Here is a 12,832-nt window from a genome sequence, read left to right as displayed (position 1 = left end):
TTTACATATATGAAATAACATATGTGTTTACAGCTCATGATGAGGTGCCAGATGATCCGACCCGTGCAACTTTTTAAACTGCTTTCTGATGATACCCGCTTGACTATCGTGCTGCTGCTTCGGGAATCCGGCGAGTTATGCGTGTGTGATATCTGTGCCGCAATCGCGGAGTCGCAACCCAAAATATCACGACACATGGCGTTGTTACGCGAGGCTGAGCTGGTGACCGATCGCCGGGAAGGGAAATGGGTACATTATCGACTGTCACCCCATATGCCTGCCTGGGCGGCAACCATCATCGACGCAGCATGGAATAGCGAACGCGAAAATATCCGTCAGAAAATGGCTTCTGCCTCGTCTTCTGCATGCTGAATTCGCATTAACACATTCATCAAATCAAATGTAAACGGAGTTTCTGATGCTACTGGCTGCGGCTATTTTTTTATTCACGCTGGTGCTGGTTATCTGGCAACCCAAAGGGCTGGGTATCGGCTGGAGTGCTTCGATCGGTGCGGGTCTGGCGTTGCTGACCGGCGTGGTTCAGGTGGGGGATATTCCGGTGGTCTGGCAGATTGTCTGGAATGCAACCGCCACCTTTATCGCAGTGATCATTATCAGTCTGCTGCTGGATGAGTCCGGATTCTTTGAGTGGGCCGCCCTGCATGTTTCCCGCTGGGGAAATGGCCGTGGTCGACTGCTGTTTACCTGGATTGTGCTGTTGGGGGCAACGGTAGCCGCTTTGTTTGCCAACGATGGCGCAGCCCTCATCCTGACGCCTATCGTGATTGCGATGCTGCTGGCACTGGGATTCAGCCAGGGCGCGACATTAGCTTTTGTGATGGCGGCCGGTTTTATCGCCGATACGGCGAGTTTGCCGCTGATTGTGTCGAACCTGGTCAACATCGTCTCGGCGGATTTCTTTAACCTCGGTTTCACCGAGTACGCTGCCGTGATGGTGCCGGTAAACCTCGCGGCCATCGCCACCACGCTCGGGATGCTGCATCTGTTTTTTCGCAAAGACATTCCCGCGCTTTACGATGTTTCCCTGTTAAAAGAACCGAAAGACGCTGTCCGCGATGCCGCGACGTTCAAAACCGGCTGGCTGGTGCTTCTTCTCTTACTGGTAGGTTTTTTTGGCCTGGAGCCGCTTGGTGTGCCGGTGAGTCTGGTCGCGGCCATGGGGGCGTTAATCCTGTTTATGGTGGCTAAAAAAGGCCATGCTATTAACACTGGAAAAGTGTTACGCGGCGCGCCATGGCAAATTGTCATCTTCTCTCTGGGCATGTATCTGGTGGTGTATGGCTTACGCAACGCCGGGCTAACTGACGCGCTTTCTTCTCTGCTCAACCAGTTGGCTAAACAGGGATTGTGGGCCGCGACGTTAGGAACCGGATTCCTGACCGCCTTTCTGTCTTCGGTAATGAACAATATGCCCACGGTGTTGATTGGGGCGCTGTCGATTGAGGGCAGTACCGCCACTGGCGTTATCAAAGAAGCGATGATTTATGCCAACGTGATTGGCAGCGATTTAGGACCAAAAATCACCCCGATTGGAAGTCTGGCCACGCTGCTGTGGCTGCATGTTTTGTCGCAGAAAAATATTAAAATCAGTTGGGGATACTACTTCCGGGTGGGCATTGTTATGACCCTCCCGGTGCTGTTCGTCACCCTGGCGGCCCTGGCCCTGCGGTTGTCAGTGACACTGTAACTTTTTAAACCTTTTACCTGAGAGATTACAATGAGCAATGTGACCATTTATCATAATCCGGCCTGTGGAACGTCGCGCAATACCCTGGCACTGATCCGCAACAGCGGCACGGAACCGACGGTTATTCTGTATCTGGACACGCCACCAAGCCGTGCGGAACTGCTGCAACTGATTGCCGATATGGGCATTCCCGTACGTGCCCTGCTGCGCCAGAACGTAGATCCTTACGAGCAATTAGGGCTCGCAGAAGACCGTTTCAGCGATGAACAGCTGATCGACTATATGTTGCAACACCCTATTCTGATTAACCGCCCGATTGTGGTGACCCCACTCGGAACCCGCTTATGCCGCCCTTCGGAAGTGGTATTAGACATTCTGTCCGATACTCAGCTCGGCGCATTCACGAAAGAAGATGGCGAGCGGGTTGTGGATGAACAGGGTAACAAGCTGAAGTAATTTCCCCGTCATTCTCCCCGGCGCTGGCGGGCAGCATGATCGGGTAAAACTGGTGTAGACTATCAGCGGCGAATAACCTGCCGGTATGGCACAGACAATAAACCCACAGGAAATACCCAATGACAAATGAAGTCCCGCTGAAGTTTTATGACATCGTTGATGAATACTCGACTGAAACCGAGAAGCCGGTCAGTGAAGCCGAGCGCGATCCGCTGGCACATTACTTCCAGGCGCTGGTCACCCGCTTAATGAACAACGAAGAAATCAGCGAAGAGACGCAGAGTGAGCTGGCGCGCGAGGCCGGAATTGCAGAATCGCGTATCGACGATATCGCCAACTTCCTCAATCAATGGGGTAATGAATAAGCGGGAACGATACGCGCCGTGATGGGACGTTTATGCGTAAGATTATTAGCGCCCATCACCGGGCTGCTGCTCGGGGCCTGTTCGCCCGTTCCGTTTTCGCAGTCAGTGGCTGATTTTACCGCATCACTGAACCAGGCCCCGGCGGCAACGCAGGTTCCGCTTGCCGCCTTGCAACAACTGGATCCTCAGCTTTTACGCCCCGGCTCGCTCTATCCACAATTTTCCGAAACGCCCCTGCCCATTTTATCGACGCTTTATCATTATCAACAGCAATGCGCTGGCCCCACCGCCGGGCTGACTGATGCGATGCGCCAGTTCGCCCAGGCGTTATGTCAGCATACTGAACTGCCGTCAAACTGGTTCCAGTCACATCCGATATCCCCCTTGGGTGGCAGTACCGCTTGGTATTATCTGCAACGGCACCCGCAGGACAGCGCAGCGCTGGAACCGTTCCTGCACCTGCGGGAAAGACCCCGCGCGTTCGGCGGTATAGGTCAACTTTCCGATGACAATCTTGAGGCATTGGCAACCGGGCAGCGCTGGCTGCTGCAAAACGGTAGCCTGTGGCATCAACATCAGCGACAGTGGCGACGTTATGCGCCTGAGGTCTGGCAACCACTGGCCCGCCAAGCCGGGATGACGCTGCAAGCTGCCAGTCAACAATGCAAAATATCGCTAGGAACGTTGTGTGCCAATCCCGAAGAACCGTATGCCATCGGCTGGCGCTCACTGCTGGGCGTAACAGGGATCATCGCCTTGCTGAGCCTGCTGTGGCTGGTCTGGCAGCGGAGGAAAATGCAGCAGCGCCAGCGATTTATTGTGCAGATGTTGACCCATGAATTGCGTACGCCGATTGCCCAACTGGGCAATGTAGTGGAGCATTTTCGTCGGGACTTCGATAATTTACCGCCGCAGGCGCAGGAAGGATTTGGCGCATTGGCCGACAGCGTACAGCGAATGCGCCAGATGGCGCAGGCCAGCCAGCATTATCTTTCCGCTGAGGGGCCGCGAGGCAGGCTCGAAACACCCTCCATCGTCTGGTTAAGCGATTGGTTGACTCACCTCGCAGAGGCGTATCCTGGGCTGATGTTCTGCCTGGAAAGTGACAAACAGTTGGCGCTGCCGTTGTACTGGACCCATCTGTGTCTGACCAACCTCATAGAAAATGCCTATCGCCACGGACGTGCGCCAGTGCGGTTGACCGTGGGCTGGCATCTGGGCATGCTCAGGTTGCTAGTCACTGATAGCGGGATGCTGAACGCGAACACACTGCCGCAACTACTCTCGCAGCACTCACCTCAGGCGGGAATGGGCCTCGGGTTATCGATTGTGATGCGGGTTATCAAACGACTGAACGGGCGGCTCACGTTTACCCCTGCGCCAACGACTTTTACTCTGGAGCTGCCCTGTGACGAAACAGACTAGCGAGACGCTGTTACTGATAGAGGACGATCGGGCTTTAGGCCTCGGGTTGCAGACCTTTTTGCAGCAGGAAGGTTTTACCTGCCTGTGGTTGCCCGACGTCACCGAGGTGGCAAGCCAGTGGCATAAGGCTGACCTTGTGATCCTTGATCGGCAGTTTCCCGACGGTGACAGCCTGCGTTATCTGCCAGGCTGGCTGGCCAAAAAAGCGCTGCCGGTGATTGTGCTCACCGCCCGGGTTCAGGTGGACGATCGGGTGGCAGGCCTTGAGGCCGGCGCGCGGGATTACCTGACCAAACCCTTTGCCCATGTTGAACTGCTGGCTCGGATCCGCGCCCAGTTACGCACCCTGGGCGAAGGCCAGCTGGAGGCAGGCGAGTTACAGATTTTCCCGTCACGCCAGACGGTGCGTTGGCGGAATAGTGACGTATCCCTGACCGCAACGGAATTTGCCCTGCTGGCGATGCTGGTACAAATGGCGGGCCGGGTGTTCACCCGCGACGAACTGCTTAATCAGGTGTGGGGCTATCAATCCTTTCCTACCACCCGCACCGTCGATACGCATATTCTACAACTGCGCCAGAAACTGCCGGGCATCGCCATTACCAGCGTACGCGGCGTCGGCTACCGGCTGGATAAAACCTCATGAGACGCTCGCTATTGCTCCCGGGTCTGGTGTGGATGATGCTGGTGAATCAAACGGCTGCGGCGCTACCGGTAACGCCGCTGGAACCTGTCTATCACGCCCTGTTCAGCCAGCAAACCGCGCTGGCGTGGCAACAGCTGATCGCCGTCTGGCCTCAGCTCAACAGCAACGCGCAACGCAGGGCATGGCAAGAGGCGCTGAATGCCGTTATCTCCGCGCAGTGCGGGAACGATATACCGGTCAAAACGCCTGCCTGGCTGGACAGCCCCACGCTGGTGCTCATTCAACGCGATATTCCGCTGAATCGTATTTATCGCATTCAGTTGGTTGGCGGCAGCCCGGCCCGCAATCTGCAAATATCATTGATTGCCCCAAATGGAAAAGACCTGATGCTTGGTGCTACGGCGGAGTATTACGCCCATGACCAGTTCCAACTGGAGAGCCAGGAGCTGGGTGAACCGATGCCGATGGGGGTATATCAACTGACGCTGCGTGCGGGATCAGAGGTGTGGCAGCAATCACTGGCGCTTCAGGGCAATCGTAATCTGAACTGGATCAAGCGTCAGGGGCATAGCGTCACGCTGCTGCCGCCTGAAACTCCGTCCGCCTGCCCTGCTCCGTGGCTCGAACAAGCCATGCTCAAAGGAAGCGACTATCAGCAAATTTGGTCGCTCAAAAGCGATCAATTGCAGATGCAGCCCTGGCCGCGGCGCGAAGACGCATCTGAGTTATGGGGCATTGCCGCGGTGGACAGAGAAGAAGCCCGAGGCGGGCTGACCTTACGCCTCGAGCATCGGTTGGCCGGGCCGCTACTCACGCTGCAAAACTGAGATCCTGACATTGCTCTGACAATCGACTTGCCACAACCGGGGATACTGCGCGCTCATCGTCATCTCTGAGATCGTGCTATGAGCCTGAAAACCCTAACGCTTAAACTGAACCTCGCCGCAATGATTCTGGCGACGCTGTCCACCCCGTCGCTGGCCAGCGATGAAATCACCTTCTGGGATACCCCGCAATATGGTGGCAACAGCTTCAACCGCCTGCCGCCGAGCAGCGCCTATTTCACCGCCCTGCATGACTACGGTGCGAGCTGGGTACGGCTGAGCTACGACAAATGGCAGCCCAAACAACGAGACTTTTTGCTCGGCAGCGCCGACCATTATCAGGGGCTGGTGCCCGAGGACCTGGTCACGCTGAAAGCCGCGCTTAAACGCGCCCAGCAGGCGGGCCTGAAAGTGGTCATCGCACCGCTGTCGTTGCCCGGTATGCGTTGGTCGCAGAACAATCACGGCCAGTTTGATGATCGACTCTGGCAGGACAAAACTTACTGGCAGCAGAGCGCACAATTCTGGCGCGACCTGGCGGCGGCCCTGAAGGATGTCCCGGGCGTGGCCGCCTATAACATCGTTAATGAACCCGCCCCGGAAAAAATGACCGAGCTGGCAGAGCACAGCAGCCCGGCAGAAATGGTGAACTGGTATCAACATCATCAAGGCACCGCCCGGGACCTGCCTGCGTTTTACCAGACCGTGATTCAGGCGATTCGTGAGGTCGACCCGCTCACGCCGATTATGGTCGATGGGGGTTGGTACGGGGCGGCTGACGGTTTCAACTACTGGCCTGCCAAACTGGAAGACTCGCGCGTGCTGTACAGTTTTCATATGTACGAGCCTTACGAAGTGATGGGAGCCGTGAATCAACAGCGTCAGAAACGTTATCAGTATCCCGGCGTTGCTCCCTTTGGTCAGAGGGCCGAGATGTGGAACGCGCAGCGGGTGGCGGCCTATTTACAACAGCCTTTTGACTGGGCGAAGAAGCATCAGATCCCGGCTAACCGTGTCGTCGCCGGGGAATTTGGCTGCATTCGCACCCTGCCCGGCTGTCGGCAGTATTTGCAGGATGTCTTAACTATACTGGATAAGACCCCGGCGCACTGGGCTTTTTACAGCTTTCGCGAGGACAGCTGGGATGGGATGGATTACGAGTTAGGTAAAGCTAAAGTGCCGTGGTCCTACTGGCAGGCAGTGGATGCCAATCAACCCGACACCTTACCGCGCCACGCGACCCCGGAATTTGAACCGATCCGGCAGCGGCTAAGCAAAAAGTAATCCGCGATGTAAATACCCGAGTCCGGCTGCCTCCAGACTCGGGTGAATATCATTTAAACTCGCCAACCTGCTTGCGGATATGGTGTTGCAACACGGCCAACATGCTGGCACCGGACAGACCAATCATCAGCGCACCGTTGACCGCTTCCAGCGGGCCAAGCAGTTTCCATTTAGCACTCATCACAATATCGCCATAGCCGAGAGTGGCAAAATTCACTCCCGAATGGTAAACCGCCTCATGGAGCGTCGAAAACTCGCCCAACAGCAGGAACAGGATCCCCCACAGCATGATTTGCAACAGGTTCCCCATCAGCACAATTAAGATGATGCCAAACAGTGCCAGCGCCCCGGCGATCACCCCTTCTTTGTGATGAAAGCGTTTGATGTAAAAACGGATACAGCACACCGCCACCCACGACTGCAACAGCATATTTAACAGGATGACCGGCATCCCCGTCACTAAAACTAACAGCATATTACTCTCCTGCGACCGCTTCTACCGCGGGTCGCCCGCTTGGATACCAGCGCTCAACAAACACCACACATGCCCAGCCATACAGGGCAACCATAATAAATAAAGAGCAGCGCATCGCCGACGCCAGCCAGACGTCTTTCCCGGCGGCGCTATCCTGAATAGCCGGGCCCACCAGGATCAGGCCCGTTATCCAGGCGTTGCTCCAGAAAGAGGGCGTGAACCGGGTAGCGACCAGTCGCACCAGACGACGCGCGACCCACAGGCTGACCAGCGCCAGCCACAGCACGAGCATCATCAATGACGGCCAGAGGCTTAGTCCGAACCACAGCCCGACCGCCAGCGCCGCACCCATCAGCGTCGACAACACCAGTTCCCGCCCGACCTGTTTCGCCGACAGGGTATTGGTCTGCTGCGCCAGCATCACGGTTTTCATTACTGCCGGGATATAAAACGCTGGATTGCTCAACGCCAGCAGCCACACCGGGAGCACAATCAGCACCGCGCGCAGGGCCAGTTGATGGGGGGATTCTGGCATCAAAGGCACTTTTGCAGCCCCTGCGGGAGTGGCCTGGGGAGGAAACAGCGCCAAGGCCAGGCGGTTAACCACCGTGCCGATAATGATCCCGAGCCCCATCATCTGGGCAATGCCGACGGCAAGAGATTGTTCAATCAACCCGGCGATGGGAATGATCGTTACCGCCACCGTCAGCAGCATCGCCTGAGTTCCCTTTCCCGCCAGCCCCATCAGCATCAACAGATACAGCAGCAGCGCGGTGAACAGCAGCGCTGCCAGCGGAAAATGCGTCAGCATGGGCACCATCAATACGCCACCGGCCAGGGTGGTCATCAGCAGAAGTCCGACGACGATCCCTTTTTTGATTGGCAGCGGCTTGCCCTGACACAGCACAATCCACGCCATAATGCAGCCCAGATGCGGCATCGGCAGCGCGAGGCTATAGCAGATCAGCGCCGCAATGGCGGTTCCGCAGCTGATCCTGAGGACAGCACGATCGCCGTTATGCATCGCACGCCACCTTAATAGAGATACGAGAACCCGCTCATCAGGCGGATATAGATGCTACCCAGGACGCTCATCAGGCCGCTGCCGTTGGCGTAGACCAGCACATCCGCCTGCCCGCCGACCCGCAGGCTTTCAACCGGAGGGGCATCCTCTTTTGCGAATGCCACTTTGACCGGGAAGCGCTGCGCCTGACGCAGCCAGTCACGATTGTTGTCGATGGTCGGCAAGCTCCCCGCAGGCGGGTTTGACGAGGCACTCACGCCATACCCGATACTGCGCACCTGCCCTTTAAAAATATGACCGGGCATACTATCAAGCAGAATTGCGACTTCATCGCCCGGCTTAATATTGCCGATATTATTTTCTGTCATGTCGGCGCTTATCCAGACATCGTTGATCGACACCAGCGTCATCACCGGCGCACCGGCCCCGAGAAACTGACCGATATCAGTCTGCAAATCCGTCACCAGGCCGCGAGTGGTGGCAACGATCAGCGTATTTTTGCGATCCAGTTCGGCTTTGTGTACCGCCGAACGGGCGCTTAGAAGCTGCGAGTTATTCTCCCCCGCGACGCCGTTGGCTGCGGTGGCCCGCCGCAGATCGGCAGCCGCAGCCGCCATCTGGCTGCGGGCGGTTTCACGTGTGGCCTGCGCTACTTCAAGACGACGCACCGAAATCGTGCCGGGATCTTCCCGATACAGCCGTTCCTGGCGGTCGGCGTCCTTGGCGGCATTCTGGTAAGCGGCGGTCGCGGCGTCTACACCGGCTTTAGCTGCCGCAATAGTTTCGTTGTTGGCGTTGACTGAACTTAGCACCGTGTTGTAGTCCGACCGCGCTTTGGCTAACGCAATGTCATACGGTTCCGGATCCAGTTCGAATAAGCGATCGCCGGGCTTAACCCGCTGGTTATCCTTGACGTACACTTTCTGGATTTGCCCCGCCACTTCGGCAGAAATGGGGATCACAAACGCCTGCACTCGAGCCTGTGACGTATAAGGCGTCAACCTGTCGGCAGCGAGATACCAACACAGCAGCACCGCTATCACGGCGAGGAGAATAAACACTCCGCGACGACTGGCTTGCCCCGCTGGAGATGAAGATTCGGTCATGGCTGCGTTCCTTCCTGAAGACTGTTGGCGGCGGGTAATGGCGCATCAAGCAGGGGCTTCCAGTTATCCCGCTGGCGTAGATGCGCGTCAGTTTGTGGGTCAACCAACGGTCGTTCCCGCCCTTTTTCCCAACCGCCCCCGAGCGCTTTATATAGCGTTATCAGGTCGCGCATTTGGGCACCCCGACTGTTGACCAGCCGTTCCTGCTGATTAAACAAGGCACGTTGCGAATCCAGCACCCGCTGGAAATCGGCCATCCCTTCGCGATATTGCGTATTGGCTATCGTCAGCGAACGATTTGCCGCTTCACCTGTTTGCGTCAGGAGCGCAATTTCGTCTTTGTCATTGGCATAGGCGACCGCCGCATCGTCCACTTCGCGCGCCGCCTGGAACACGGCATCCCGGTAGCGTTCATGCAGTTGCAAAAAACGTGCATCCTGAACCAGCACCTGATTACCCAGCCGCCCTTGATCCAACAAATTCCAGCTAAAGGTTGGGCCTGCTGCCCATGACAGGCTGCTACTCCCGCCGTTTCGAGCGCTAATCCCCACGCTGCCAATCAGTGAAATCGAGGGATATAACTCGCTTTCAGCAACGCCGATCAGCGCTGATTGCGCTGCCAGCTGCCGCTCGGCCACCCGTACATCAGGCCGACGGCGTAGCAAATCCGCAGGGACTTCAGATACCATTGCCAGCGTGCCTTGCGGGATAACGCCGGTGTTGCTCGTCATCTCTGGCAGCGGACCCGGTTTGCGCGCCAGTAACACGCTGAGCGCGTTCTGACTTTGATTCAGGCTGGTTTCCAGCTGTGGAATACTGGAGAGCGTCGAGAGGTATTGCGTTTTCGCCTGCTGGACATCAAGCTCCGCGCTGTTGCCGCTGAGGAACAGTTTCTCGGTGATGTCGAGGCTACGGCGCTGAATTTTGGCGTTGCTGCGGGTGATTTGCAGCCGCGCTTCTAAGGTGCGGATGTTGACATACAGCTGCGCCACCTGGGCGGCCATCAACACCTGAATATCGTCATACTGGGCGAGAGTCGCGAAGTAACTCGCATCGGCAGACTCCACCCCGCGTTGAAATTTGCCCCAAAAATCAAGCTCCCAACCGAGATTGAATCCAGCGCCATAGTTGGTGCTCGCAATATAGCGGTTGTTCCGACGCTGGCCGCCGGTGATGACTTCCCCGCTGCCGATAGTGGCCTGCGGACCGAGTAAGCTTTCAGCAATGCCCAACTGAGCCCGTGATTCCAGAATGCGTAGCCCGGCAATCTTCACATCCGGGTTTTTACGCAGCGCTTCATTAATAAGCATTGTCAGCGTTGGATCGTTGAGCTGCGTCCACCACTGATCGTAATTAGTCAGCGTTGCGTTAGACACCCTGCTTTTGGCCGTCGGCTGCCACTGATTCAACTCCGGGACCTGAGGCGTTTTGTAGTCCGGACCCAGCGTGGTACAGGCCGTCAGCACCAGGCAGGCGCTCCCTGTTATCAGGAAGCGCCCAAAGTGGTCGTCATTGAGCATTTTCGCGCGTCGCCAGGCCATCTGGCCCCTGGTCAATCCAGGCCATAAAGATGCGATAGCCGATGGAGAGCAACGTCGCCCCGACGAACATCCCGAGGATACCGCTGGCAGCCATGCCGCCGAGCGCACCGATCAGCACCACAGGCATAGGCGCATCAACCCCGCGTCCTAACAGCAGCGGCTTAAGCACGTTATCGACCATACCGGCCACAACCAGTAACACGGTGAAGACAATATTCATCACCATACCGTGATCGCCTGTCATCCACATGATGACGATAGCTGGGGCCGTGACAAGCAGGACCGGCACCTGTGCGATACCGAGGATCAGCGCCAGAACAAAGAAGATGCCGACTGCCGGAATGCCCGCAATCGCCATTACCACACCCGCCAGTAACGCCTGAATAAAGGCGACACCGATAACCCCCATTGCCACCGCACGAATGGTGCTGGTACAAAGTTTGGTCAAATTCGCGCCACGGCGTTCATCGGTAATACGCACCGCGATGCGTTCGGCACTGCGAGCACCTGGCCCGCCCCAGGCCATGACGATCCCGGCCACGATAAAGGAAAATACGAAGCCAATTAACCCGCCGCCCATACTGGCCATCACCGCGACCAGTGTTTTGGTGAACGCGCCGAGCTGTGGGCGATAACTTTGAATTAAACCGGGTAAATCGACCGATGCCTGATGCCAGACCGCGAACAGTTTTTTACCGACTAATGGAATTGAAGCAATGCCTTCCGGCGGTGCCGGGATCACCAGATTGTGATGGCTGACATTTACCACCAGGCTACTGATGCTATCACCCAGCGATGTCAGCATCGCTACGGTCGGTGCCACAATGAGCAGGATGCCCAACACCACCAGAACCGTCGCCGCTAACCCCTGTTTGCCGCCCATACGGGCCACAAAGCGTTGATGCAGCGGATACAGCGTGACCGCCAAAATCACTGCCCACAGCAGCATATTTAAGAAAGGCGAAATGATGGTAAAGCAAAAAGAGCCTAGTCCGAGAATAAGACAGAGCTTGATGAACATATCCAGAAATCTGGCAACCAGTCTTTTCTCTATGACGGTGGATAGTTCGTTATTTTCCATGATGAGGTTATTCCAATTGATAGTGTCTACGTAGCTATCTGGACCTGCACGAATAAAGGCAGGTCAGCTAATAACAGGCATGACATAAAGTGAGGTTAAACATTGTTTCAATAACAAGAATGAAACCTGGTGATGCTGAGAAGATTCCACTATGTCTATGATAGAACAAGCCAACATCCTTGCAAAGATTGGCTAAAAGGCCTGGCTGACATTCGCACCACCGCACAAAAAAGCATATAAAACAATAAGATAAAATAAATAAAAGGCGTTTTACTAGAATTTAAATCGGCTAACTCGCTAATTATTCAGAATATAATATCGTTAAATCCTATGCCTTCACGGAAACACATGTGTAAGCAGTTGTAATACAATCATTTTGAAACTAACACCGTATAAACACAGGGTGATTGCAATGCTAGTTTTATTTTAAAATAAATATAAAACAAATGGCGTAATAACCGTCAACATGACATGCGCCAGGTGCAGTGAGGGAGCGTTATATTTATTAATATTTATAGCTGAAACGTTATAAAAATAACTAGCCGATAAATAGTAACCATAGTTATTTATAGGCTGTAAACATTAAAACAACTCATTGCTTTCACAGAACAATATAACTATTTGCAACTTTGTTACAAATGATCATTAAAACTTCACCTTCACTCTGCCTTAAGATGCGCGCGGCTGAGCATTCACGAAGCCTTTTCGTGTTGTTAATTATTAGGTGAACAAATGAAGACCGTTTTACTACAGGACCGTACACAATTTGAATCCTGGATTTTAGAAACATTTTCGTCGATGGATCTGCTCACGGAAGACGACATCCATTCACTGTTAATAGAAAGCGCTCCGGCAGAATACCCTTGCCTCGGCTGGATAAAATATTCTGATGACATC

Annotated in this window: 13 protein-coding genes; 8 read left to right on the top strand and 5 right to left on the bottom strand. The window is 55.3% G+C overall.

The features are described 5' to 3' along the window. The first annotated feature begins 51 nt into the window (after positions 1-51). The 8 genes from SIK69_RS18755 (at position 52) to SIK69_RS18720 (ending at position 6,708) form a co-directional block, all read left to right on the top strand. Positions 52-372, top strand: coding sequence for a metalloregulator ArsR/SmtB family transcription factor (locus SIK69_RS18755; protein WP_319630346.1), 321 nt, complete (start codon positions 52-54; stop codon positions 370-372). 46 nt (positions 373-418) lie between these two features. Then, positions 419-1,708: an arsenic transporter gene (locus SIK69_RS18750; protein WP_319630347.1), complete on the top strand. Its 1,290-nt coding sequence runs from the start codon at positions 419-421 to the stop codon at positions 1,706-1,708. A 30-nt stretch (positions 1,709-1,738) separates the two neighbouring features. Then, positions 1,739-2,164: a glutaredoxin-dependent arsenate reductase gene (gene arsC / locus SIK69_RS18745; RefSeq protein WP_319630348.1), complete on the top strand. Its 426-nt coding sequence runs from the start codon at positions 1,739-1,741 to the stop codon at positions 2,162-2,164. Positions 2,165-2,283: 119 nt separating this feature from the next. Next, positions 2,284-2,529, top strand: coding sequence for a DUF2543 family protein (locus tag SIK69_RS18740; RefSeq protein ID WP_319630349.1), 246 nt, complete (start codon positions 2,284-2,286; stop codon positions 2,527-2,529). A gap of 21 nt (positions 2,530-2,550) precedes the next feature. Beyond that, a complete protein-coding gene (locus SIK69_RS18735; RefSeq protein WP_319787219.1) occupies positions 2,551-3,954 on the top strand; it encodes an ATP-binding protein in 1,404 nt (467 codons plus the stop codon). Next, complete coding sequence (locus SIK69_RS18730; RefSeq protein WP_319630350.1) at positions 3,938-4,600, top strand: response regulator transcription factor; 663 nt, start codon at positions 3,938-3,940, stop codon at positions 4,598-4,600. The genes SIK69_RS18735 and SIK69_RS18730 overlap by 17 nt, the downstream gene beginning before the upstream one ends. Continuing rightward, complete coding sequence (locus SIK69_RS18725) at positions 4,597-5,427, top strand: DUF2861 family protein (RefSeq protein ID WP_319786772.1); 831 nt, start codon at positions 4,597-4,599, stop codon at positions 5,425-5,427. The genes SIK69_RS18730 and SIK69_RS18725 overlap by 4 nt, the downstream gene beginning before the upstream one ends. 78 nt (positions 5,428-5,505) lie before the next feature. Continuing rightward, positions 5,506-6,708, top strand: a complete 1,203-nt coding sequence (locus tag SIK69_RS18720) for a glycoside hydrolase family 5 protein (RefSeq protein WP_319630352.1) — start codon at positions 5,506-5,508, stop codon at positions 6,706-6,708. Positions 6,709-6,757: 49 nt separating this feature from the next. On the opposite strand, the gene SIK69_RS18715 is transcribed toward SIK69_RS18720, so the two are convergent. Genes SIK69_RS18715 through SIK69_RS18695 form a run of 5 tightly spaced genes read right to left on the bottom strand, consistent with a single transcriptional unit; the run spans position 6,758 to position 11,935 of the window. Further along, entirely contained in the window at positions 6,758-7,183 is a 426-nt protein-coding gene (locus tag SIK69_RS18715) for an ion channel (protein WP_319630353.1), read from the bottom strand. A gap of 1 nt (position 7,184) precedes the next feature. After that, complete coding sequence (locus SIK69_RS18710; protein ID WP_319630354.1) at positions 7,185-8,207, bottom strand: DUF2955 domain-containing protein; 1,023 nt, start codon at positions 8,205-8,207, stop codon at positions 7,185-7,187. 11 nt (positions 8,208-8,218) lie between these two features. Beyond that, positions 8,219-9,313: an HlyD family secretion protein gene (locus SIK69_RS18705; protein WP_319786771.1), complete on the bottom strand. Its 1,095-nt coding sequence runs from the start codon at positions 9,311-9,313 to the stop codon at positions 8,219-8,221. Continuing rightward, complete coding sequence (locus SIK69_RS18700) at positions 9,310-10,854, bottom strand: efflux transporter outer membrane subunit (RefSeq protein ID WP_319786770.1); 1,545 nt, start codon at positions 10,852-10,854, stop codon at positions 9,310-9,312. The genes SIK69_RS18705 and SIK69_RS18700 overlap by 4 nt, the downstream gene beginning before the upstream one ends. Beyond that, positions 10,823-11,935: an AI-2E family transporter gene (locus tag SIK69_RS18695; RefSeq protein WP_319630357.1), complete on the bottom strand. Its 1,113-nt coding sequence runs from the start codon at positions 11,933-11,935 to the stop codon at positions 10,823-10,825. The genes SIK69_RS18700 and SIK69_RS18695 overlap by 32 nt, the downstream gene beginning before the upstream one ends. Between the last annotated feature and the right edge of the window lie 897 nt (positions 11,936-12,832).

The organism is Scandinavium lactucae, assembly GCF_033843265.1.
Taxonomy (GTDB): Bacteria; Pseudomonadota; Gammaproteobacteria; order Enterobacterales; family Enterobacteriaceae; genus Scandinavium; species Scandinavium lactucae.
The sequence above is the reverse complement of the archived record's forward strand: the minus strand, read 5'-3'. Positions and strand labels throughout refer to the sequence as shown.